The organism is Nesterenkonia sedimenti (assembly GCF_012641515.1).
Taxonomy (GTDB): domain Bacteria; phylum Actinomycetota; class Actinomycetes; order Actinomycetales; family Micrococcaceae; genus Nesterenkonia; species Nesterenkonia sedimenti.
Genome location: NZ_JABAHY010000001.1, coordinates 69,623 through 90,845, shown reverse-complemented (window position 1 = coordinate 90,845; position 21,223 = coordinate 69,623). Strand labels below are relative to the sequence as shown.

At 62.6% G+C, this 21,223-nt stretch carries 23 protein-coding genes; 13 read left to right on the top strand and 10 right to left on the bottom strand.

The annotated features are described in order from the left end of the window. Window positions 1–47 precede the first annotated feature (47 nt). The 6 genes from rho to argS all read right to left on the bottom strand — a co-directional run bounded on the left by rho (window position 48) and on the right by argS (window position 8,783). A complete protein-coding gene (gene rho / locus HGQ17_RS00520) occupies window positions 48–1,949 on the bottom strand; it encodes a transcription termination factor Rho (RefSeq protein WP_168886020.1) in 1,902 nt (633 codons plus the stop codon). A 200-nt stretch (window positions 1,950–2,149) separates the two neighbouring features. After that, the gene (gene thrB / locus HGQ17_RS00515; protein ID WP_168886019.1) at window positions 2,150–3,190 is read right to left on the bottom strand and encodes a homoserine kinase; all 1,041 of its coding nucleotides are present in this window, start codon (window positions 3,188–3,190) and stop codon (window positions 2,150–2,152) included. 7 nt (window positions 3,191–3,197) lie between these two features. Next, window positions 3,198–4,265: a threonine synthase gene (gene thrC, locus HGQ17_RS00510; protein ID WP_168886018.1), complete on the bottom strand. Its 1,068-nt coding sequence runs from the start codon at window positions 4,263–4,265 to the stop codon at window positions 3,198–3,200. 4 nt (window positions 4,266–4,269) lie between these two features. Continuing rightward, window positions 4,270–5,601, bottom strand: coding sequence for a homoserine dehydrogenase (locus HGQ17_RS00505; protein ID WP_168886017.1), 1,332 nt, complete (start codon window positions 5,599–5,601; stop codon window positions 4,270–4,272). A 51-nt stretch (window positions 5,602–5,652) separates the two neighbouring features. Continuing rightward, complete coding sequence (lysA, locus tag HGQ17_RS00500) at window positions 5,653–7,113, bottom strand: diaminopimelate decarboxylase (protein WP_168886016.1); 1,461 nt, start codon at window positions 7,111–7,113, stop codon at window positions 5,653–5,655. 11 nt (window positions 7,114–7,124) lie between these two features. Then, on the bottom strand, window positions 7,125–8,783 hold the full coding sequence (gene argS, locus HGQ17_RS00495) for an arginine--tRNA ligase (protein WP_168886015.1): 1,659 nt from the start codon (window positions 8,781–8,783) through the stop codon (window positions 7,125–7,127). 309 nt (window positions 8,784–9,092) lie between these two features. Here argS and HGQ17_RS00490 point away from each other — a divergent pair, with 309 nt between their 5' ends. From HGQ17_RS00490 to HGQ17_RS00480, 3 genes are read left to right on the top strand one after another with little or no spacing between them, the layout of a single operon-like run. Further along, a complete protein-coding gene (locus HGQ17_RS00490; protein WP_168886014.1) occupies window positions 9,093–9,878 on the top strand; it encodes a class I SAM-dependent methyltransferase in 786 nt (261 codons plus the stop codon). Further along, a complete protein-coding gene (locus tag HGQ17_RS00485; protein WP_168886013.1) occupies window positions 9,875–10,372 on the top strand; it encodes an RES family NAD+ phosphorylase in 498 nt (165 codons plus the stop codon). The genes HGQ17_RS00490 and HGQ17_RS00485 overlap by 4 nt, the downstream gene beginning before the upstream one ends. A 40-nt stretch (window positions 10,373–10,412) precedes the next feature. Further along, a complete protein-coding gene (locus tag HGQ17_RS00480; RefSeq protein WP_168886012.1) occupies window positions 10,413–11,693 on the top strand; it encodes an MFS transporter in 1,281 nt (426 codons plus the stop codon). Between the two features lie 12 nt (window positions 11,694–11,705). On the opposite strand, the gene HGQ17_RS00475 is transcribed toward HGQ17_RS00480, so the two are convergent. After that, window positions 11,706–12,206, bottom strand: coding sequence for a winged helix-turn-helix transcriptional regulator (locus HGQ17_RS00475; RefSeq protein ID WP_168886011.1), 501 nt, complete (start codon window positions 12,204–12,206; stop codon window positions 11,706–11,708). A 111-nt stretch (window positions 12,207–12,317) separates the two neighbouring features. Here HGQ17_RS00475 and HGQ17_RS00470 point away from each other — a divergent pair, with 111 nt between their 5' ends. The 3 genes from HGQ17_RS00470 to HGQ17_RS00460 are packed head-to-tail and all read left to right on the top strand — an operon-like array spanning window position 12,318 to window position 13,816. Next, window positions 12,318–12,638, top strand: coding sequence for a YciI family protein (locus tag HGQ17_RS00470; protein WP_168886010.1), 321 nt, complete (start codon window positions 12,318–12,320; stop codon window positions 12,636–12,638). A gap of 3 nt (window positions 12,639–12,641) precedes the next feature. Next, the gene (locus HGQ17_RS00465) at window positions 12,642–13,262 is read left to right on the top strand and encodes a dihydrofolate reductase family protein (RefSeq protein WP_168886009.1); all 621 of its coding nucleotides are present in this window, start codon (window positions 12,642–12,644) and stop codon (window positions 13,260–13,262) included. Further along, entirely contained in the window at window positions 13,259–13,816 is a 558-nt protein-coding gene (locus tag HGQ17_RS00460; RefSeq protein ID WP_168886008.1) for a dihydrofolate reductase family protein, read from the top strand. The genes HGQ17_RS00465 and HGQ17_RS00460 overlap by 4 nt, the downstream gene beginning before the upstream one ends. Window positions 13,817–13,821: 5 nt before the next feature. Here the strand turns inward: HGQ17_RS00460 and HGQ17_RS00455 are convergent, their stop codons facing one another. The 3 genes from HGQ17_RS00455 to HGQ17_RS00445 all read right to left on the bottom strand — a co-directional run bounded on the left by HGQ17_RS00455 (window position 13,822) and on the right by HGQ17_RS00445 (window position 17,241). After that, window positions 13,822–14,823, bottom strand: a complete 1,002-nt coding sequence (locus tag HGQ17_RS00455; RefSeq protein WP_168886007.1) for a class I SAM-dependent methyltransferase — start codon at window positions 14,821–14,823, stop codon at window positions 13,822–13,824. Continuing rightward, the gene (locus HGQ17_RS00450) at window positions 14,823–15,170 is read right to left on the bottom strand and encodes a YciI family protein (protein ID WP_168886006.1); all 348 of its coding nucleotides are present in this window, start codon (window positions 15,168–15,170) and stop codon (window positions 14,823–14,825) included. Before HGQ17_RS00450 ends, HGQ17_RS00455 begins: the two co-directional genes overlap by 1 nt. 109 nt (window positions 15,171–15,279) lie before the next feature. Then, the gene (locus tag HGQ17_RS00445; protein ID WP_168886005.1) at window positions 15,280–17,241 is read right to left on the bottom strand and encodes a hypothetical protein; all 1,962 of its coding nucleotides are present in this window, start codon (window positions 17,239–17,241) and stop codon (window positions 15,280–15,282) included. A 60-nt stretch (window positions 17,242–17,301) separates the two neighbouring features. On the opposite strand from HGQ17_RS00445, the gene HGQ17_RS00440 reads away from it, so the two are divergent. The 7 genes from HGQ17_RS00440 to HGQ17_RS00410 all read left to right on the top strand — a co-directional run bounded on the left by HGQ17_RS00440 (window position 17,302) and on the right by HGQ17_RS00410 (window position 21,220). Continuing rightward, window positions 17,302–17,658: an ArsR/SmtB family transcription factor gene (locus HGQ17_RS00440; RefSeq protein WP_168886004.1), complete on the top strand. Its 357-nt coding sequence runs from the start codon at window positions 17,302–17,304 to the stop codon at window positions 17,656–17,658. Between the two features lie 28 nt (window positions 17,659–17,686). Further along, entirely contained in the window at window positions 17,687–18,670 is a 984-nt protein-coding gene (locus HGQ17_RS00435) for an SRPBCC family protein (protein ID WP_168886003.1), read from the top strand. 67 nt (window positions 18,671–18,737) lie between these two features. Beyond that, window positions 18,738–19,070 (top strand): SRPBCC family protein, encoded by a 333-nt coding sequence (locus tag HGQ17_RS00430; RefSeq protein WP_168886002.1) that lies wholly within the window; start codon window positions 18,738–18,740, stop codon window positions 19,068–19,070. After that, window positions 19,070–19,654 carry a dihydrofolate reductase family protein gene (locus tag HGQ17_RS00425; protein WP_168886001.1) on the top strand — a complete coding sequence of 195 codons (585 nt, stop codon included), beginning with the start codon at window positions 19,070–19,072 and terminating at the stop codon, window positions 19,652–19,654. Before HGQ17_RS00430 ends, HGQ17_RS00425 begins: the two co-directional genes overlap by 1 nt. After that, complete coding sequence (locus HGQ17_RS00420; RefSeq protein WP_168886000.1) at window positions 19,651–20,265, top strand: dihydrofolate reductase family protein; 615 nt, start codon at window positions 19,651–19,653, stop codon at window positions 20,263–20,265. The genes HGQ17_RS00425 and HGQ17_RS00420 overlap by 4 nt, the downstream gene beginning before the upstream one ends. Then, complete coding sequence (locus HGQ17_RS00415; protein ID WP_168885999.1) at window positions 20,253–20,819, top strand: dihydrofolate reductase family protein; 567 nt, start codon at window positions 20,253–20,255, stop codon at window positions 20,817–20,819. Before HGQ17_RS00420 ends, HGQ17_RS00415 begins: the two co-directional genes overlap by 13 nt. Then, a complete protein-coding gene (locus HGQ17_RS00410) occupies window positions 20,816–21,220 on the top strand; it encodes a VOC family protein (protein ID WP_168885998.1) in 405 nt (134 codons plus the stop codon). The genes HGQ17_RS00415 and HGQ17_RS00410 overlap by 4 nt, the downstream gene beginning before the upstream one ends. The last annotated feature ends 3 nt before the right edge of the window (window positions 21,221–21,223 follow it).

The following is a 21,223-nucleotide window of genomic DNA, read 5'->3' as shown; positions in this document are numbered from 1 at the left end:
CGCTGGCCGCCCGGAATACCGGGGGTCAGCGGGGTCTTTTCGAGTCGCTACTTGTCGCCGTTGCCGCCCAAAGTGGTCTTGGAGACCAGCATCAGGAATTCGGCATTGGACTGGGTCTCCTTGAGCTTGTTCATCAGCAGCTCCAGACCCTGCTGCTGGTCCAGTCCGGAGAGGACACGACGCAGCTTCCACATGATCTTGACCTCTTCCTGGGAGAGCAGGGCCTCCTCGCGCCGGGTGGAGGATGCGTTGACATCCACGGCGGGGAAGATGCGCTTATCGGCCAGGTTGCGGCTCAGGCGCAGCTCCATATTGCCGGTGCCCTTGAACTCCTCGAAGATGACCTCGTCCATCTTGGATCCGGTCTCCACCAGGGCGGTGGCCAGGATGGTCAGGGAGCCGCCGTTTTCGATATTGCGGGCAGCACCGAAGAACCGCTTGGGCGGGTAGAGCGCGGAGGCGTCCACACCGCCGGAGAGGATCCGGCCGGAGGCAGGTGCGGCCTGGTTGTAGGCACGGCCCAGACGGGTCATGGAGTCCAGGAGGACGACGACGTCCTTGCCCAGCTCTACCAGGCGCTTGGCGCGCTCGATGGCCAGCTCAGCGACGGTGGTGTGGTCATCAGCGGGACGGTCGAAGGTGGAGGCGATGACCTCACCGTCGACAGTGCGCTGCATATCGGTGACTTCCTCGGGCCGTTCGTCGACCAGGACCATCATGAGGTGGACCTCGGGGTTGTTCTGCTTGATGGCATTGGCCACCGACTGCAGAATCATGGTCTTACCGGCCTTGGGCGGGGAGACGATCAGACCGCGCTGGCCCTTACCGATGGGGGCGACGAGATCGATGACCCGGGGGCCGATAGCCTTGGCATCGGAGGATTCAAGGCGCAGGCGCTCCTGCGGGTACAGCGGGGTGAGCTTGCCGAAGTCGACCCGCTCGGTATTGGCCTCCACTGGGCGGCCGTTGACCTTCTCGACCTTGACCAGGGCTGCGAACTTCTGCCGCTTATTGGGCTTCTGGTTCTCATTGGGGGCCTTGATGAAGCCGGTGACGACATCGCCCTTGCGCAGGTTGTTCTTCTTGACCTGCTGCAGGGAGACGTAGACATCGTTCTGACCGGGGAGGTAGCCGGAGGTGCGGACGAATGCGTAGTTGTCCAGAACATCGAGGATTCCCGCAATCGGGATCAGCTGCTCGGGGTCGAGGTTCTCCTCGACGTCCTCATGCTCGGGTCCGCGGTTGCGATCGCGGTTGCGGCGGTTGCGGTCATTGCGGTTACGCCGGCGGTTGCGGCGGTCATTGCGGCCTCCGCGGTCGTCGTCGTCATCGTTATTTCGGGCGCCGCCGCCGTCGTTGTTGTGCTGCTGCTTCTGGCGGGAGCCGTCCTGATCCTGGCGGCCGTCCTGGTCCTGCTGACGGTCCTGATGGTTCTGCTGGCGGTCGCGGTTATCGCGTCCACGGCGCTGACGGTCTTTGCCGCCCTGCTGTGCTGAGCCGTCTTCGCTGTCAGCCTCGGCGGAACCCTGCTCGGCGGAGTCCTTCTTCTGGGACTTCTGCTCGTTCTGGTTCTGCTCGCCCTGTTCAGCGGAGTCCTTGGCCTTCTCCTCCTTGGGAGCCTCAGTCTTGGACTGCTCGTTCTTGGACTGCTTGCCCTTGGATCCCTTACCGGAATCCTCGGCCTTGTCGTTCTGAGCCTTGCCGTTCTGCTCAGTGGACTTTTCGTCCTTCTTCTCGTCTTTCTTGTCTCGGTCGGCGACGGCGCCGCCGCGCTGATGGGCGGAGATCGCCTCTACGAGGTCAGACTTGCGCATCCGGGAGGAACCGGCGATTCCCAGCTGGGAGGCCAGTGCCTTGAGTTGGGCCAGTTTGAGTCCGGCGAGCCCATTTGCTCCGCCGTTACCGTTCTGTTCGGCGTCGTTCTTCACCGCAGTGGTGGTTTCTGTCACGAAGGTTTCCTTCTCCCTCGTCGGGCAGGCCGCCTCAGATGCGGCCAACGGTTTTCATGTCAGTCTTTCGCGTCAATGCGTTACAAGAATTCCCCTCATGACACACGGGGCTGTGCACGCTCCAGGAGAGTGCGGTTCAACGATTCAGCCCGGTCTGGGAGAGCGCGATCTGCGCGAAAGCTACTCGGTGATACCTACGATCACCGCAGTTCCTCCACTGTAGCACCTGTGCCCGCTATTGGCAGATTCCGGGGCTGGAATGTCCGGCCCGTGTCCCGCGCGGTGCCGGTGTTGAAGGCCTTGACTGCTTCGACGACCTCTTCGGCGTTATCCCGGTGGGTGAAGATCAACACTGCCGGACCGGCACCGGAGATCACTGCCGCATATCCTGCCGCACGCAGTTCGTCCACCAAGGACATCGACAGGGGGAAGGCTGAACGCCGGTACTCCTGGTGCAGATAATCCTCGGTGGCATCCAGCAGCAGTTCCGGGGCCGAGCTGATGGCGTGGACCAGCAGGGCAGCCCGGGAGCTGTTCTTGGCCGCCTGATCATGGGGAACGCTTCCGGGCAGGACATCCCGTGCAGCCTGGGTGGACTGTTCGAAGTCCGGGACGGCGACCACACAGCGCAGCTGTGGGTGCGGGGTCAGCGCCGCCGTCTTGAACTCGGGCTCGGGTGCAGCACCGGCCAGCCAGGAGACTGCCACTCCCCCGCGCAGTGCCGGGACATAGTTATCCGGGTGGCCTTCGATCCGGGATCCGATCTGCAGCTGCTCATCCTCGGTGAGCCCCTCGGGGATCAGCTGGTGGGCGGTCAGCACGGCCGTGGCGATCGCTGCAGCCGATGAGCCCAGTCCCCTGGAGTGCGGGATGGTGTTCTGCGCGGTCACCTGCAGATCAGGCAGCCAATAGCCGCGTGCGGCTAGGATCCGTTCCACGGCGGTGACTACCAGATGGGAGGCGTCGGTGGGCAGCGCACCTGCACCTTCACCCTCGACCACCACGCTGATCTGGGGGTTCTCCGGGTTCCGGCGTGGGCGGGCCTGGACTCGGATCTCGTCTCGCCACTCCAGGGCCAGGCCCAGGGTGTCATAGCCGGGGCCGAGGTTGGCGCTGGTGGCAGGAACCTTCAGGCTGAACTGTAGGGGCGCATCAAGGGGTTCGCGCAGCGGCTCAGCTGCTGCACCGGCAGCGGCATCGGGGGTGAGGCCCTGGCCGAGTTGTCCCAGATGTGTAGTCATCGACAGATCACAACCCCAGGGTCCGGGCCACAGTCTCCACATCCTGGGGCACCTGGGTGGGAGCGGCGTCGTCGTAGCCTGCGTTCTGCAGGGCCCAGTCGGGGTCCTTCAGCCCATGCCCGGTCACGGTGATCACCCAGCGCTTGCCTGCCGGGACCTCACCGGCGGCATGCTTCTTGATCAGACCTGCCACACCCGAGGCTGAGGCCGGCTCCACGAACACACCTTCTTTGGCGGAGAGCCACCGGTGGGCGGAGAGGATCTCCTCATCGGTGACTGCCTCGATGACACCGCCGGATTCGTCCCGGGCGGCCTCGGCCTTCTCCCAGGAGGCGGGGTTGCCGATCCGGATGGCGGTGGCCACCGTTTCGGGCTCGGTGATGGGGTGACCGGCCACGATCGGGGCCGAGCCTGCTGCCTGGAACCCCCACATGGTGGGCAGGGCGGAGGCGAGGCCGTCCTCGTAGTACTCCCGGTAGCCCTTCCAGTAGGCGGTGATGTTTCCGGCATTGCCCACCGGCAGCAGGTGATAGTCCGGTGCTTCGCCGAGGAAGTCGACGACTTCGAAGGCCGCGGTCTTCTGCCCCTCGATCCGGGAGGGATTCACTGAGTTCACCAGGAAGACGGGGTAGTTCTCCGAGAGTTTGCGCGCGACATCCAGGCAGCCGTCGAAGTTGCCGTCGATCTGGATCAGCTCGGCCCCGTGGGCGATTGCCTGGGAGAGTTTGCCCATCGCGATTTTGCCCGCGGGGACCAGAACGGCGCAGGTCAGCCCGGCCTGGGTGGCGTAGGCGGCGGCCGAGGCCGAGGTGTTGCCGGTGGAGGCGCAGACCACGGCTTTGGCGCCGTCGGCCACCGCTGAGGTGATGGCCATGGTCATACCGCGGTCTTTGAAGGATCCGGTGGGATTCATTCCTTCGACTTTGAGGTGAACTTCACCGTCGACCAGCTCGGAGAGGGCTGGGGCGTGCACCAGTGGGGTGCCGCCTTCGCCGAGGGTGATGATCCGGTCGCCGTCTTCGACGGGCAGCCGGTCGAAGTATTCGCGGATGACCCCGCGCCATTGGTGTGCCATGTGCTTATTTCTCCACTTCTACGCGCAGCACGGAGTTGACGGTTTTGACCACATCGAGGTCCCGCAGTTCCTGGACCGTCTCATGGAGGTCCTTCTCACTGGCCAGGTGGGTGACGATCTGGACCTTAGCACCGTTGTCGCTGTCCTCAACCTCACCTTCGACGGTGACCGAGCCGGGCTGGCGCATGGACTCAATGGAGACCCGGTGGGCGGCCAGGACCTGGGCGATCTCGGCGATGACACCTTCTTTATCGGCGACGTCCATATCGATGTAGTACTGGGTGGTGGCCCGCTCGATGGGCAGAGGTGCGAGGTTGACCGCATCGGAGACCCCGGGGCTCTCGGCTACCGGAGTGCGCAGCCGGCGTGCCACCGAGACCACATCGCCCATGATGGCGCTGGAGGTGGGCAGACCACCTGCGCCCTGGCCGTAGAACATCAGCTCGCCGGCATTTTCGGCGACGACAAAGACTGCGTTGAACGCGCCCCGGACACTGGCCAGGGGGTGGGTGCGCGGCAGCAGGGTCGGGTGCACGCGCAGCACTGCGCCATCTGCCTGTTTTTCGGCGATGGCCAGCAGTTTGATGACATACCCGGAGGCTGCTGCGGCTTCGATATCGTCCTGGGTGACGGCGGAGATGCCCTCGCAGTAAACCTCGTCGAAGCTGAAGGGTGCGTGGAATGCCAGGGTGCCGAGGATGGCTGCCTTGGCGGCGGCGTCATGCCCTTCGACATCGGCGGTGGGGTCGGCCTCGGCGTAGCCGAGCTTCTGGGCCTCGGCCAGGGCGTCGTCGAAGGCTGCCCCGGTGGTGTCCATCTGATCGAGGATGTAGTTGGTGGTGCCGTTGACGATGCCCATCACTTTGGTGATCCGGTCACCGGAGAGCGATTCCTCCACCGGGCGCAGGATCGGGATGGCTCCACCGACACTGGCCTCAAAGCGCAGGGCTGCCCCGGTCTCGGCGGCGATGGCGTTGAGTTCCGCACCACGGCTGGCCAGCAGGGCCTTATTGCCGGTGACCACTGCCGCGCCACGGCGCAGGGCGCGTTCAATGAGTTCCCCGGCCGGTTCCATACCGCCGATGAGTTCGACGACGAGGTCGACTTCGTCCACCAGTGCCTCGGCATCGGTGGTGATCAGTTCCCCGGGAATCTTCCAGTCCCGTGGCGCCTCGGGGTCGCGGACGGCGACTCCGGTAAGCCGCACTGGGGTGCCTACGCGGGCAGAGATGAGCTCGCGCTCCTCCACCAGAGTCCGGGCCACCTGGGCGCCGACATTGCCGGCGCCGAGCAGGCCGATAGTGATCGCATCCTCGGGGAGCGTTGCGGGGGCCATTATCACCTCTACTGTTGTTCCATTGATGAAAGTAGCCGACAGGATTTCAGCTCAGGCCGGTGCGGTGTAGCCGGTGTCCCGAGCCAGCATCTGCTCCTCTGTCTCGCGGCGGATCAGCAGGTGGGCGTCTCCGTTGTTCACAGCAACTACCGCTGGCCGGGTGAGGTAGTTGTAGTTGCTGGACAGCGAGTGGCAGTAGGCGCCGGTGGCAGGCACCGCGAGGATATCTCCGCGGGTGACAGCCGAGGGCAAGTATACGTTTCTGACGACGATGTCCCCGGACTCGCAGTGCTTGCCCACAATGCGAGACAGATCGTGTTCTCCGGTGATGTTCCGGGAGGCCAACACCGCGGAGTAGTCGGCGTCGTAGAGCACGGGCCGGGCGTTATCCCCCATACCGCCGTCGACGGCGATGTAGCGGCGGGTGAGCCCATCTTCGACGACGACGTCCTTGGTGGTTCCGGCGGTGTAGAGGGTGATACCGGCGGGGCCGACGATACTGCGGCCGGGTTCGATGCTGATCCGCGGCAGGCTCAGCTGGTGCTCGCCGCAGGCGGCCTTCACAGTGGCTGCCAGGGCCTGGGCGATCTCCTGGGGATCGCGCGGGGTATCGGCCTCGGTGTAGGCGATGCCGTGGCCACCGCCGAGATCGAGCTCGGGCAGTTCGACACCGTGGACCGCACGGATCTGGGCCAGGAACTTGATGAGCTTCTGGGCGGCGAGCTCAAAACCGGTGGGCTCGAAGATCTGTGAACCGATATGGCAGTGCAGGCCGATAAGTTCCACACCGGCGGCCTCGCGGGCGGCGTTGACCGCAGCCCAGGCCGGTGAGCCCGCATAAGGATTGGCTTCTTCGGCAGCTGTACCGGGTACCGGGGTCAGGGACAGCCCGAACTTCTGATCCTCATGTGCGGTGGCGATGTAGTCATGGGTGGAGGCGTGGACCCCGGGGGTCAGCCGCAGCATGACCGGGGCGGTGGTGCCGAGTTCGACGGCGATGGCGGAGATACGGTGGATCTCCTCCAGGGAGTCGGCGATCAGCCGGCCGATACCTGCCTGGAGGGCTCGGCGGATCTCCTGGTCGGATTTATTGTTCCCATGCAGGCCGATCCGGCGGGGGTTGACCCCGGCGGTCAGGGCGATGGCCAGCTCTCCCCCGCTGGCGGTGTCCACGCAGAGGCCCTCTTCATCGGCCCAGCGTGCGGCGTGGGTGGAGAGGAAGGCTTTGCCGGCGTAGAAGACATCGACCTCAGCCTCCGGGGCGAAGGCGGCGCTGAATGCCTCTCGGAAAGCCCGGGCCCGGTTGCGGAACTCGGTTTCGGAGAGCACATAGAGCGGGGTGCCGTAGGTTTCGGCGAGTTCGGTGACACTCACTCCGCCGATGGTCAGTTCCCCGTTGGGGCCGCGCTCGGCGTCGGCGGGGAAGAGTTTCTCCTCGAGATCCGCGGTGTCGGTGCGGGGGCTGAGCCATTCAGGGGCCAGGGGGTGTGCTTGGCTGTTGTTGGCGGTCATCGCAGGCTGCCTCACATCTTTTCCGGGGCGGTGACGCCCAGCAGTGCCAGGCCGTTGCGCAGCACCTGGACGGCGGCGTCATTGAGCCAGAGTCGGCCGCGGTGCAGATCGCTGACCGGTTCGGTCTCTCCGGATTCGGAGGTGCTGGGGGCGATCCGGCATTTGGCGTACCAGGCGTGGTAGGCCGAGGCGAGGTCCTCCAGATAGCGAGCGACCCGGTGGGGTTCGCGCAGCTCGGCGGCTCGGGCCACGGTATTCGGGAAGGAGGCGAGGTGGGCCAGCAGTTCTTCTTCCCGCTCGTGGCTCAGCTGTCCGGCGTCGAAGCTTGAGCGGTCCACCCCATGAGCCTCGGCATTGCGCGCGGCGTTGCATGCTCGGGCATGGGCGTATTGGACGTAGAAGACCGGGTTGTCATTAGTCTTCGACTGCAGCAGCTCGGGGTCGACATCCAGGGGCGAGTCGGTGGGGTAGCGCGCCAGGGTGTAGCGCAGCGCATCGGCGCCCAGCCATTCGATGAGCTCCTCGAGCAGGATCATGTTCCCGGCGCGCTTGGAGAGCCGGGCCCCTTTGACGCTGATCATCTGGCCGATGAGGATTTCGATGTTCGTCTCGGGGTCATCACCGGCACATGCGGCAATGGCCTTCAGGCGCCCGATGTAGCCGTGGTGATCGGCACCGAGGAGATAGATCTTCTCGGTGAAGCCGCGCTCCCGCTTGGAGAGGTAGTAGGCGGCATCGGCGGCGAAATAGGTCTTCTCCCCATCAGCCTTGATGAGCACCCGGTCCTTGTCATCGCCGAAGTCGGTGGTGCGCAGGAACACCGCACCGTCCTTATCGTAGACATGCCCCTGTTCGCGCAGGGTCGCTACGGCGTCGTCGATCTTGCCGCCGTCGTGCAGCGTCTTCTCGGAGAACCACAGGTCGAAGGCGATGTGGAAATCTTCCAGGGTCTTCCGGATCTGGGCCAGCTGGCCGGAGTAGGCCAGTTCGCGGACCACCGGCAGCGCCTCATCCCGGGGGAGGTCCTTGATCTCGGGCCGCTCTGCAGTGATCTGGGCTGCCAGGTCCTGGATGTACTGGCCCGGGTAGCCGCCCTCGGGGGTGGGCTCGCCGTGGACGGCAGCCAGCACGGAGTCTGCGAAGACGTTCATCTGGTTGCCGGCGTCGTTGATGTAGTACTCGGTGGTCAGCTCGGCACCGGAGGCACGCAGCACTCGGGCGATGGCGTCTCCGACGGCGGCCCAGCGGGTGTGGCCCATATGCAGGGGGCCGGTGGGGTTGGCGGAGACGTATTCCAGGTTGATGGTGTGTCCCACCAGAGCTTCGTTATGGCCGTAGCTGTCCCCTGCTTCAACGATCTGCTGGGCGAGCTGGCCGGCTGCGGCGGCATCCAAGGTGATGTTGATGAACCCGGGTCCGGCGATCTCGACGGCGGAGATGCCCTCATGCTCGTTGAGCCGGGTAGCGATGATCTCGGCCAGCTGCCGGGGGTTGGTTCCTGCCTTCTTGGCCAGCTGCAGGGCAATATTGGTGGCCCAGTCCCCGTGATCGCGACTCTTAGGTCGCTCCACTCGCACCTCATCTGGGATGGAATCCAGGACGACGTCGCCTGCGGCAACTGCCTCGGTCAGAGTGGTTTTGACTAGAGCGGAGAGTTCTTCAGGAGTCACCTGTCCATCCTAATGGTTATGCGGTGCTGAGCTTCGCCGCTCAGCGCGGTGGTCTCAGCGTTAATCCGTGGGCGCATATGCCAGTATCCACAAAGGGCTTCCAGCACTCCCTTGAGACACCAGCGATTGAAACTTCTGGGGAGCTGAAACGCTGCCCATCCGGCCGAGGACTCCCCCCGAAGTTTCAGCATCGGATTACCAGCCCCCTTCCCTGAAACGCAGAGGGAGTCAACTAGGCCCTGTGAGCATCGGCGACTCCCCGAAGGTTTCATCTACCTGCCATATCCCCCTCATGGAAGGATCACCTATATGGAGCGTCAATACCGTGATGGATCGGCCGGCGACGCCGACTACAGCCGTATCGGCCAGGGGTACCGGAACTACCGGCGCCCCGAGCCGGAATTTGAGGCGGCCATTTCTCAGGCACTCGGCGGTGCCGAGACAGTTCTCAACGTAGGGGCAGGAGCAGGTTCCTATGAGCCGCGGGACCGTCGAGTCACCGCAGTGGAACCTTCTGCGGCCATGCGCGATCAGCGCCCAGTGGGCCTATCGGCGGCTGTGGATGCCGCAGCCGAGAACCTTCCCTTGGCTGACGGGGCCTTTGATGCTGCCATGACCACTTTCTCCGTTCATCAATGGGCGGACCTCAATCAGGGGCTCAGCGAGATCCGCCGGGTCACTACAGGGCCCATTGTGATTTTGACCTGTGACCCTGCGCTGCTGGACAGGTTCTGGCTGAACCACTACGCCCCGAAGGTCATTGAGACCGAGGCCAAACGCTATCCCCGGATCAGCACCATTGCCGAGGCATTGGGCGGAGAGGTTGAGACCACCGCCCTGCCGATACCGCTGCAGTGTGCTGATGGGTTCAATGAGGCCTATTACGGGCGGCCCGAGATGCTGTTGGATCCGGCGGCGCGTCGCTCCTGTTCGGCGTGGAGCTTCCTCTTAGAAGCGGAGACTGCAGAAGCGGAGTCGGCACTGCGCCGGGACCTCGATTCAGGCCACTGGGATCAGCAGTATGGATACCTGCGCCAGAGGCCACACTTCGACGGTTCCCTCGTGCTGGTCACCGCACAGGGTTCTGGGTCATGACCAGTGATCCTCTACCTCTGATCACGCTGGAGGGCACCTTCTACCGTGCCGTGGACCCCCAGTACCGGGACTACGCCCTGTCAGGTTCACGAAATCCGGGCCGGTACTCGCGGGCTGACCAGCCGACTCTGTATTTGAGTTCAACACCCGATGGAGTTGAGGCGGCCATGATCGCCCACCGGGATCAGCACTCTGCCGGGCTCACCCTGGTGGAGGTCTCTGTGCAGGCATCGGGAATCTTCGACCTGCGCGATGCCGAAAGCCGTGCCGTGGCGGGTCTCCGTCTGGGAGATGCAACTGCGGAGTGGAAACAGCTGGTGGCAGCTGGGATAGAACCATCCTCCTGGAGGGTTCGTCGGGAACTCGAAGAGCGCGGCGCCCAAGGGTTGGTGGATCCCTCACGGAAGGCCCCCGGCCTCTGGCATCTGGTGCTGTTCCGATGGAACGAGCCCGGGGCTGCCCAGGTCCAGCTGCTGGATCCAACTGTAGGCTGAAGCTACTCAGCACAGTGCCGAAAAGGACGCCGATACGGATATGCGGCAGGACCAGAGCAGCCCGTCTCCCATGGAGCCTCTGCGCCGCCCTGCCTTCGCAAGATTCTGGTCCGGCAGCAGTCTGACATTCTTCGCCGCGGCGATGACCACAGTGGCTGTCGATGCCCTGGTGATCAATGAGCTGGGCGCATCGGAGGCAGAGGTCGGCGTTATTCGAGCTGTTCAGTTCCTCCCTTATCTGTTGGTCGGCCTCATCGCTGGTGCGCTCATCGATCGGTGGCGGAAGAAACCGGTACTCATTGCCACTACAGCAGGCAGTGGCATCGCCTTATCGGTCATTCCCGTTCTGTGGTGGTCCGGCAGTCTCAACCTGGCCGCGGTGGCAGTTGCCCTGTTCATCACTGGTGGTTTCGGAGTATTTACGGCTGCGGCTCAGCAGCCAGTGCTGCCCTCGCTTGTTCGGCGCGATGAGCTGGTCAGCGCCAATGCCCGGCTGGGTCAGTCAATGACCGCGGCACAGACCTCCGGTCCGCCACTGGGTGGCGGGCTGGTCAGCACTATTGGGGCAGCAGCCAGTCTTATGGCCAGCTCCGTGGGATATCTGCTCTCGGCGGTGCTCTATGCCCGGATGAAGCCGAGTCCAGCAGGCGCTGATACCCCGACGCCCTCGGAGAAATCGGCATCGTCGGCGGTCAAACGCAGTATCTGGCGGGATATCCGCGCCGGTATGGCTTTTCTGTACCGGCATCGCACATTGACCCCCTTGGCCATTTCGACCCATATCTGGTTTCTGGCCAATAGCGCGGCGGTGACGGTCTTTGCTCTCTTCGCCCTGAGACATCTGGGACTGAGTCCCTTTCTCTACGGCATCACCCTAGCCCTGGCAGGCGTGACGGGGTTACTGGGCGCATTAGTTGCTCCGAGGATCGGCCGCAGAATCGGTGAAGGCAATGCTGTGATCGCGGCCCGGATGCTCTACCCGGTGAGTTGGGCTGTCGTGGCCCTGGCTCCGCAGGATCCGGTGTGGGGACTGGTCATGCTGTGCTTTGCCCAAGCACTCTACGGTTTCTGCATGGGGTTCGAGGACCCCAATGAGATGGGTTACTGCCAGGCGGTGACCCCGGCTCATCTCCTGGGGCGGATGCATGCCACCATGCGTTCGGCAAATCGGTCTATGGCGGTGATCGGGGCCCTGCTCGGCGGGGTACTGGCCGGGGTGATCGGATACCACGGAACCCTATGGGCAATCATCGCTGTCTTCACCGCAGCAGCGGTGGTCATCGGCCTCTCCCCAATGCGCGGGGCCCGCGCACTACCATGAGCCAAGGGAGACCTAACCCCTGTCCTGGGCTGCGACCTCTCGCTGGTAAGCCTCCTCCAACTGCTCGAATACAGACTTCTCAATGCCTCGGGGCGCACCGAGGTGCATGACGCGCAGTTCATCCATGAAATCAGCCCAAAGCTGGGGCCCGCCCTCCTCCATGACTTTGGCTCGGATACTCAACTCGGGGCTGACCGGCAGGAACTTCCTCCCCCAGGCCCCGAGTTGGGCAATGACCGGCACAAGTTGGATGGACTGCTCGGTGAGACTGTAGAGCTGACGCTGTTTATGGGCTGGATCCGGTTCCTTGCTCACCAGCCCATTGGCGGTGAGCCGCTTGAGGCGGTCATTGAGGATATTGGAGGCAATCCCCTCCTCGGACTCATTGAGCAGCTGGCGGTAGTGCCTACGGTTGCCGAACATGATGTCGCGGATGACGATGAGCGACCAGCTGTCACCCAATACCTCCAAGGAGAGGTTGATGGGGCAGCCTGACCTGTGCTCGGACTCCATGCAGATCTCCTGACCTCAAACTTTCTAAAACTGCTTGCAGTTTACATCCAGTTATGATGCGATGGTCACACCAGTTGCATAATGCAACCGGATAGCTGAGAGGAGAATCCCATGTCTTCGCCCACACACGTCCTGATTCATCGGTACACCCCCGGCACTGGACCGCAGGAGGGCACAGCCGAACTTGATGCCGAGATGCGGATCTGGGCCCAGATCGACAAGGAGCTCCGGGAGGCCGGGCAGCTCGTCGAGGGCTGGGCGCTCAATGAAGCCACCGCCGCCCTTGGTGTCACCGAAGCCCATACCGGGTCCCAGGTGGTCTTCGCCGTGCATGCCATTGCCGTGGGATCTGATGCTGAAGCTCGCCAGTTGGCCGCAAGAATGCCGCATTTGGCCTATGGCTCCACCACCGTGCACCCGAGGATGGACTGACTCATGACAACAGACGCAACACCAGGCAGCCCCTCACAGGCCTTTGCTTTCATCGTCTGTTCCGTGGACGGCTTTATCGAGGACGGACAGAAACGACTCGACTGGAGCACTGCGGAGCCTGAAGTCTTCACCTGGAACAATCCCGAGGCCCGCCATAACCCCAGAGTCTCAGCCATGCTTCTGGGACGTAACACCTATGACCACTTCGCTGACTTCTGGCCCTCCGAGGCGGCCTTCAACGATTTTCCAAAGATCGCAGAGTTCATGCGTGAGACCCCCAAGCATGTGGTGACCAGCCGACCGGAGTCCCTACCAGTGTGGAATGGCGCGAAACCGGTCGATGGCAAAAACCTCAAGGATGCCGTGACCACTCTGAAAGAAACTCACGACGACGACATCGCAGTCTTCGGCAGTCCCACCCTGGCTGCCCAGTTGCTCGAGCAGGCACTGCTCGATGAATTACGGATTCTGATCAACCCTGTGGCACTGGGTGCGGGCACCAAACTTTTTGAAGGGCTTGGGCGCCGAGTCCCCTTGATCACTACCAGCGCCACGACATTCCCCAGTGGAAATGCACTTCTCACCTACACCCCGCAGGTTCCCCAGGAAGGTGTTCCCGCATGACTGCCTTCATTTACTCGGTGACAGCCTCTGCCGACGGCTACATCGCCGGCCCTGATGGCGATATGTCCTGGCTGCTGCCATATCTGGAGGATGGCCCTGATCCCATCATTTCGGCGCTCATCCCTCGCATCACAGCAGTTCTTATGGGCCGGAGGAGTTTCGACGGCGATGACCCCCATGCCGGTGACGCCGAACAGGAGGGGACCTTCGAAGGGCAATGGCATGGCCCTCAGGTGCTCCTCACCAATCGTGCTGTGGAGGACCCACCTGCTGGATTCCTTATCAGCAACACTTTTGACGATGCCATAGCCACAGCACGCGAAGCGGCCGGCCCCGATGGCACGGTCAACGTGATCGGAGCAGATATCGCCCGGCAGTGTTTAGAGGCCGGAATTCTTGATGAGGTCACCATCGCGACCGCTCCGCTGTTTCTCGGACAGGGAACCCGCCTGCTCAGCGGCAGCGCGACCAAATACTCACTCCACCCGGTGAACCATTCGCCTCCTGGAGAGCAGAGCAACCTGCACACCACCCACTACCGAATCACCCACTGAACCACTCAGGCACGAGCCGTGATCAGCCAGGATCGCTCTGGGGCAAATGGCAAGGGCTGAAATTCGACAGTGGTGAAACCTGCTTCTTCAAGGTTCTGGCGCAGAACCACTTCTGTACGGAAACGCAGGGTCGAATACGAGACAAGTCGCTGGCCATCCGAGTGGAAGATAGTCGGCGATTCAAAAGAGACCAGTTCGCCATCGACCTTGGTAACGACTTTCCATTCCTCGACGGCGCCTTCACCTTCGATCTCCACCCGCTGCCAGGTGTTTTCTTTGGTCCAGTTCTTCCATGCCCGCACCTCGGGATTCCTGGTTTCGAATGCGAGTAGCCCGCCAGGTTTGAGGCATTGCCGAATACTCCTCAGCGTCGCATGCCAGTCCGCATCTTCCAGGAAGACTTGTGCCACATTGGCAGTCATAGTGGCGACGTCGAATCTGCGCAGATAGGAGGGCTCTCTGGCCACATCCTCTGCTGTCCCGATAACCCACTCCACAAGATTCGAATCAGTCTTAGTTCGGGCGACATCGACAGAAGCAGCCGCGGGGTCGAACCCCACAACTTGGATACCGCTGCGCGCGAGCATGACCGCTAGGGTGCCGGTGCCACAGCCGACGTCGAGTACCTGGTCTGCATTTTCATCTTTGACGAGCTCTATATAGGCATCGAGATCGCTCCGGTCCGGATCTAGTGGGTCGTAGACACGCGCTAACCGCGCCTGGGTCTGTTCTTCGCCTGCACTCACCCGGTCTTGAAACCCCAGGACCAGAACCATGGCCTGGTCCCGACGGATGGCATCGACTCCTTTGCGCTTGGCCGCGGTAGTCAGCCAGGCCTCGGGGACCCGGGGCATGCCACGTTCGGGCCAGATGCGCAGTGCCTGGACCAGTGCCTCCTGGAGCATTTCCTCGGCGAAGTCGAGGTCGCCGAAGTGCTTGGCCAATGTGGCAAGCACCCGGCTGCGCCCGTCTGCGCCGAGGTCTTCCAGGACCCGGTGGGTCTGCATCAGTAGGGTGCTACCGGGCGGACCTCAACATGCCCGCCGGGCTTCGCGCCGGGACTCTTCTTCGCCCAGGTGATGGCGGCGTCGATATCGGGAACGTCGATGATGTAGCTTCCACCCACGAATTCCTGAACCTCAGCGAAGGGTCCTGATGAGGTGACCAGTTCCCCTGCTGCGTCAGTTTCGACTTTGACCGCGTGTTCGGGGTCTTCGAGTGCGAAGGAGGTGACCACCACCCCGGCCTCGGTGATCTCCTTGTCGAAGGCGAAGAACTCTTCGGGGTCGGCGCCGCCCTCCTCACCGCAGTTTGGGTCATCAAGACGGCCCATCAGCAACAGTGCATATTTCATGATTTCTCCTCAACTCATCCCCATTTCTCGGGGCCAGTGAATGTCGAGCGGGCTCGCCCGACACCATCATGACGCACCAGCTGCATCCAGATCGACAGTCTGGGGAGAATTAATTTTCTGTCCCGGGATTCAGCAGTTTGTCGGCGAACTCCTCCACGGCCTGGTGATAGGCCTCTTCTCGTCGATAATCACCGTGCCCGGCAATCTCCGACCATGGCTGACGCGGTGCTTCCAATTCCGTGCGGACCTCGGCCTGGCTGCCACCACCTGAGACTGTTTCCTCGGCAGGATCAGGCAGCTCCTGATCCATTGTGGGGTCCATCTGTTGGATAACCGGACCGCCGATGGCGTCAGTAAGCCGGTAGAGGTTCTTCCACCCGGGGCCGGTTCCCAGATGCTGATGCAGGTCACGGACCGCCCCACTTCCGCAGTAGGCCGGAAAAATCTGACCGTACAGGGTGCTCACCGGGGACCCATAGGTCACCAAAGCCACCCTCTGGACTACTTCTTCTGGCAGCGGAGCCAATGAGGCGAAGGCGATAACCGATCCCTGACTGTGGGCAGAGACGACGACGCCGCCTGCCTCCTGAACAGCCTTACGGATATGCTCCTGAAACTCCGGGACGACTCGTTCGGAGTAGGGCCGGACCGCGAAGGGGTGGAAGCGGCGGGGCCAGAAGGTCAGCACGTCCCAGATAATGGCGACAGTCCGGCGCAAGGTTCTCCGCGTGGTGGAGAGATAGATCAGGGCCATACTCGCCACCGCCAAACCTGGCAGCACCACCATGGCGATACCCACCAGGACCCCCTGCTGCGGGGCCTGCAGCCAGTCAGTGGCACTGACTGGTTCGAAACGCAGGGCGCCGGCGGCAATCCCGGAAATGAGGAAGGTTGCTGCAAAGAGCACCAGCAGCACCGACGCCCGGTGCGCCCCCTGGGCCAGGCCCCGTCGGATGGCGATGCGGCGTCGGAACCGGGGACTCACGCCATCGGGAGTTTGCTCTTCGGCTGTTGTGCGCTCGGGAAGCTCCTGTGCCCGACCCCGGGAGCACCAGAAGAGCAACCAACCGGTCAGCAGCACCGCCCAGACCCCTGTGGTGATGACAAAGGACTCGATCAGGGCCAGCTCCTGCCCCCAGTGTTCCCATTCGATGCCTGCCACCTGGGCGGTCAGCAGAGCGAAGCCGGAGAAGACCCCGTTGGTCAGTGCTACTGCCAGGGTCACAGCGGCTGCCGGCATCGCCGGCGGACGCGGAATCCCGGGCCCCTGTCCCCTGGTTCTCCAACTGACACAGCCCAGCAGCAGGATCACCAGGAATTGCATCAATCCCAGCAGGATGAAGATCTGCCCCAGCCCGAGGGTCGCCTCACCCCAGTTGAACAGGACCGAGACCAGGACTGCGGCCAAAGTGCCGACCAGGATGAGACTGTGCCAGCGTAGGCGGATGAGCATACTGCGGTCGTGGTCGAAGAAGCTTGGTGCGCTGAAGTCCTCTCGCAGCCCCCAAGCCTGATAGCTGCCGTTGTTCCTTCGGTGGCCTTTTGCCTCATAGCGTCGTCGGGTGTTTCCGGCCACCAGGATCAGGGCTGCCATCACTGCGGTGGTCAGCAGGATTCCCCCAGTGGTGCCGAGTATCACCACTGGGCTGCCTGGATTGTTTCCAGTCAGCTGAGCCGTTGCCTGGTAGCCGAGGTAGTCGACGAAGATAATGGCCACCCAGACTAAGTAACTGCTGGTGAGCAGCCCAGCACTGAGGTGGACCAGTCCGCGGATGGCACGCAGCCGGGCTGAGGTCTCTGAAGTGGGGTGATGAGCCCAGCCAGCAGTATTGATCAGGCTGAAGGGAAGCAGCAGAACCCATAGCGGCTGCAAGGGCGAACCGGAGGTCAGGTGACCCCAGCCATAGCCGGTGATATGCCGCTGATCCCGGCGGGCGATCAGTGTGGATCTGTCTCGACCCTGACCCGATCCGCGCTCGACGACGACGGCCTCTGTGGAATCCGCCAGCCCCAACAGCTCTGGCCCGGGAAAGCCACCTACCCCATGAATGCGCAGCTGCCGGATGCTCATCGCAGCCAGTTTATCCAGACCCCTTGACCGTGGCGTCGTCGTCATCTAACGTGAAACCAAATGGTTGTATATCAAGATTCTCACTCACAGACCGTTGACCTCTCCGATGACGAGGTGGACCGGATCTTCCGCGCGTTGGCCGATGCCACTCGTCGGGATATCGTCCGCCGGACTCTGACCGAAGAGGCAACGATCTCCCATCTGGCCGACCACTATGAGATGTCCTTCGCGGCCGTCCAGAAACACATCACTGTCCTGGAAGGAGCTGGGCTCGTGTCGAAGCACCGCAGCGGTCGTGAGCGCCGCATCCGGGGGAACCCCGAGGCTGTTCAGAAGGCCCAGCACCTCCTCAACGCCTATGAACGCATATGGCAGGGACGGATCGACCGTCTCGATGCGCTACTTGCCGACGAATAATCAGCAATGACCACTTAAGGATCTCGCCATGCCTATCACCGATGTCACCAAAGATCCCGAGAATCTCAGCCTGACGATTGTGGCGGATTTCCCCGTCTCAGTTCGCCGCCTCTGGGATGCGTATGCCGACCCCAGGCAGCTGGAGAAGTTCTGGGGGCCGCCCACCTATCCGGCCACTTTCACTCGCCATGACCTCTACCCGGGCGGGCGATCGGAGTACTACATGACCGGCCCCAATGGGGAGCATGCCGGCGGGTATTGGGAATATCTGGCCGTGGAGGAAGGGCGCAGCTTCGAGGTCCGCAATGGGTTCGCTGATGCCGATGGTCGACCCAATGAGAACTTGCCGAGCAATCGAATAGTCTTCTCCTTCGAGGAAACCGCGCAGGGCGCCCGGCTGATCATGTTCGAACAGTTCGACTCCGTCGAGGATATGGAAACTGTCCTCGGGATGGGCCAGGAGGAAGGCCTCAAAGCCGCCCTGGGCCAGGCCGATGATGTCCTCACCGATCTGCAGTCCTTCGCCGCCGGCCAGGCAGTGGATGTTCAGATCCTCAGCGATACCAAGATTCGGTGCAGTCGGATCATCCGCGGCACGGTGGAGCAGGTCTGGGAGGCTCAGCACAACCCCGAACTGCTCAAACGTTGGCTGCTGGGCCCCGATGGCTGGGTCATGACTGAGGCAACTGTGGCCCAGGCGGTGGGTGACACCTACCGCTATGCCTGGTCACCGGGCCCCGGCGTAGAGGGCCAGGCCTTCGCGTTCACCGGGGAGCTGAAAGAGTCCGAGCCTCCGCACCGGGAAGTGACCAGAGAGGCGATGGAGGGTATGGAGGGGCCCGCATCTCTGAATGAGACCACCCTGACTCCTGTGGAGGGTGGCACACTGCTGACTCTGATCATCACCTACGCCAATGCCGAGATTCGCGACATGGTTTTGGACACCGGAATGGCCAGTGGCATGGAGGACAGCTATGCCCGGCTCGAGGCGGAAGTGCTGGTGGCTGCCTGATACGGATTCTGATGTTCGCTGCTTTCTCAAAGTCTGACCAATTCCTGCTCATCCGAAAGGATCCGCCATGCCTATCACCGATGTCACCAAAGATCCCGAGAATCTCAGCCTGACGATTATGGCGGATTTCCCCGTCTCAGTCCGCCGACTCTGGGACGCCTATGTGGACCCGCGACAGCTGGAGAAATTCTGGGGGCCACCGGAGTATCCCGCCACTTTTATCCGCCATGATCTCTACCCGGGTGGTAAGTCGTTCTACTACATGACCGGCCCTTCCGGGAATCGTTCATACAACTACTGGGAGTTCTTGTCTGTAGAAGTCGGGCAGTCCTTCGAGGTGATCAGTGGCTTGGAAGACTGCTACGCGCGTCTTGAGCGCGAGGTTCCGGTGGGTGCCTGATGCGTCCGCTGATTATCACCACATTCGTATCCCTCGACGGCGTCATGGAGGCCCCGGGCGGGGAGGGCAATTACCGCAATGCCGGATGGAGCTTCAAACTCGTTGATCCGGATCCGGCCATGTATGAGATCAAGGAGCGGGAGCAGGCCGAGGCAGGAGCGCTGCTGCTGGGGCGGGTCAGTTATGAGACCTTTGCTCCCATCTGGCCGAAGATGACTGAGGAATTCGCCCGGTACAACACACTGCCGAAGTATGTTGTCTCATCCACCCTGCAGGAGCAGGAGCTGGTGACCAACTGGGGCGAGATCACCATCCTGCGCACCCTGGATGAGGTCTCACAGGTGAAGGACACCGAGGGCGGACCCCTGCTGGTACACGGCAGTGGAACTCTTGCACAGTCGCTTGCTGAAGCGGGCCTCGTGGACCGATATCACCTGCTGGTCTTCCCACTACTGCTGGGAGGTGGGAAGCGGCTGTTCAGCACCGCCGACTTGGATGCGACCCGGCTTGAACTGGTGGAGCAGGAAACCTACAGCAACGGAGTGCAGAAGATGATCTATGACGTGAAGGGGGCGGGCCGATGAGCACCGTCGTCGCCGATATCTCAATGTCGCTGGATGGCTATGTCACTGGCCCCGAGCCGGGTGAAGACAGTGGGCTGGGCCAGGGTGGAGAGGCGATTCAAGGATGGGTCTTCAATGCGAAGGACTCACCACGCGACAGGCAGTTCCTTGATGAGGCTTCCTCAGGCACTGGGGCAGTCATCATGGGCCGGAACACCTTTGACTTCGTGGACGGCCCCAATGGTTGGAATGCTGAAGTCAGCTACGGCTACGACCAGGGCCCTCCGGAGTTGCCCCCAGTGTTTGTGGTGACTCATGCTGCCCCAGAGGATCCGCGGCATGCATTTACCTTCATCACCGACGGCCTGGAGCCAGCGGTGACGGCTGCGCAGAAAGCTGCAGGAGACAAGGACGTCATGATCATGGGCGGGGCCGCGGTCATCGATCAGGCCCTGGTCGCCGGTTTAGTCGATCAACTGCGGATCCACCTCTCCCCTGTGCTGATGGGCGGCGGCACCCAGCTCTTTGACCTGATCGATGAGCGGATCCTCCTGAGGCAGGACGACGTCGTCGTCACCGGTCACGCCACCCACCTCACCTATCGGATCAGGGAGGACTCATGGGCAAGCTGATCGTCAGTGAATTCCTGTCCCTGGACGGCCGTTTTGAAGGCCCACCGGGGGCGGAGATGGGTTGGGTCCACCGCGGGTTCAGCCCACAGCTCGAAGAGGGGCAGGCCGAACGGTACGCGAACTTACGCGGCCTGGTCATGGGGCGGCGGACTTTCGAGGCCCTTGGGTCCTATTGGCCAACTCCAGCTGCTCAGGAAGAGCACCTTTTCGAGCAGATGAATTCTCTGCCCAAGCTGGTGGTCTCCCACCGCGAGGATGTGGGGTCATGGCAGAACTCTCGCCATCTAGGCGAGGATCCGCTTGAGAGCTTGCGCCGGGAACGCTCCGGCGGGGATCTCATGGTCATCGGCAGCCGTAGCCTGGTTCAGCAGCTGGCTGAGGCGGACATGATCGATGAGTACCAGCTGTTGCTCTTCCCTGAGGTGCTGGGAACGGGCGAGCTGCTATTCCCCGACCAAGGGCCTCCGGCGGATTTCACTCTCAGCCGCACTGAGACCTTCCCCAATGATGTTCTTGTCCTGCACTACACCCGGAATCGAGACAACCAGTCATGAGTCGAAACTTCACCATTGCCCTGCCCATCGAGGACCGCCAGCGGTCTTATGAGTTCTATCAGTCTGCCCTGGGGCTGAAGCCAGTGGGCGACCCCGCAGAGGACGGAGTGCCGGAGCCTCTTCAGTTCCAGCTGGATGAGCATATGCTGTTGATGCTCGTGCCTTCCGGCGGCTTCGACTGGGTTACTGGCGATCGTCAGGTTGCTCCCCCGGATGTGAGCGAAGTGCTGCTGAGCCTGGAGGTCAGCACCGCTGTAGAGGTCACTGCCACCGTGGAGCGCATGAAACATGGCGGTGGCAGCATTGCAGCGGCTCCGGAACAGCAAGACTGGGGGTTCACCGGAGTGGCAACCGATCCCGATGGTCACGCCTGGCAGATCATCGCGACATCAGGTTCATGATGA

Excerpts from the sequence above, each read along its gene's own strand:
- HGQ17_RS00490 (WP_168886014.1), top strand. The coding sequence starts at position 9,093 with ATGGAGCGTCAATACCGTGATGGATCGGCCGGCGACGCCGACTACAGC.
- HGQ17_RS00445 (WP_168886005.1), bottom strand. The coding sequence starts at position 17,241 with ATGAGCATCCGGCAGCTGCGCATTCATGGGGTAGGTGGCTTTCCCGGG.
- HGQ17_RS00435 (WP_168886003.1), top strand. The coding sequence starts at position 17,687 with ATGCCTATCACCGATGTCACCAAAGATCCCGAGAATCTCAGCCTGACG.
- lysA (WP_168886016.1), bottom strand. The coding sequence starts at position 7,113 with ATGACCGCCAACAACAGCCAAGCACACCCCCTGGCCCCTGAATGGCTC.
- HGQ17_RS00505 (WP_168886017.1), bottom strand. The coding sequence starts at position 5,601 with ATGGCCCCCGCAACGCTCCCCGAGGATGCGATCACTATCGGCCTGCTC.
- HGQ17_RS00450 (WP_168886006.1), bottom strand. The coding sequence starts at position 15,170 with ATGAAATATGCACTGTTGCTGATGGGCCGTCTTGATGACCCAAACTGC.
- HGQ17_RS00440 (WP_168886004.1), top strand. The coding sequence starts at position 17,302 with ATGGTTGTATATCAAGATTCTCACTCACAGACCGTTGACCTCTCCGAT.
- thrC (WP_168886018.1), bottom strand. The coding sequence starts at position 4,265 with ATGGCACACCAATGGCGCGGGGTCATCCGCGAATACTTCGACCGGCTG.
- HGQ17_RS00425 (WP_168886001.1), top strand. The coding sequence starts at position 19,070 with ATGCGTCCGCTGATTATCACCACATTCGTATCCCTCGACGGCGTCATG.
- HGQ17_RS00460 (WP_168886008.1), top strand. The coding sequence starts at position 13,259 with ATGACTGCCTTCATTTACTCGGTGACAGCCTCTGCCGACGGCTACATC.
- HGQ17_RS00470 (WP_168886010.1), top strand. The coding sequence starts at position 12,318 with ATGTCTTCGCCCACACACGTCCTGATTCATCGGTACACCCCCGGCACT.
- HGQ17_RS00455 (WP_168886007.1), bottom strand. The coding sequence starts at position 14,823 with ATGCAGACCCACCGGGTCCTGGAAGACCTCGGCGCAGACGGGCGCAGC.
- HGQ17_RS00475 (WP_168886011.1), bottom strand. The coding sequence starts at position 12,206 with ATGGAGTCCGAGCACAGGTCAGGCTGCCCCATCAACCTCTCCTTGGAG.
- thrB (WP_168886019.1), bottom strand. The coding sequence starts at position 3,190 with ATGACTACACATCTGGGACAACTCGGCCAGGGCCTCACCCCCGATGCC.
- HGQ17_RS00415 (WP_168885999.1), top strand. The coding sequence starts at position 20,253 with ATGGGCAAGCTGATCGTCAGTGAATTCCTGTCCCTGGACGGCCGTTTT.
- HGQ17_RS00465 (WP_168886009.1), top strand. The coding sequence starts at position 12,642 with ATGACAACAGACGCAACACCAGGCAGCCCCTCACAGGCCTTTGCTTTC.
- HGQ17_RS00480 (WP_168886012.1), top strand. The coding sequence starts at position 10,413 with ATGCGGCAGGACCAGAGCAGCCCGTCTCCCATGGAGCCTCTGCGCCGC.
- HGQ17_RS00485 (WP_168886013.1), top strand. The coding sequence starts at position 9,875 with ATGACCAGTGATCCTCTACCTCTGATCACGCTGGAGGGCACCTTCTAC.
- HGQ17_RS00430 (WP_168886002.1), top strand. The coding sequence starts at position 18,738 with ATGCCTATCACCGATGTCACCAAAGATCCCGAGAATCTCAGCCTGACG.
- HGQ17_RS00410 (WP_168885998.1), top strand. The coding sequence starts at position 20,816 with ATGAGTCGAAACTTCACCATTGCCCTGCCCATCGAGGACCGCCAGCGG.
- HGQ17_RS00420 (WP_168886000.1), top strand. The coding sequence starts at position 19,651 with ATGAGCACCGTCGTCGCCGATATCTCAATGTCGCTGGATGGCTATGTC.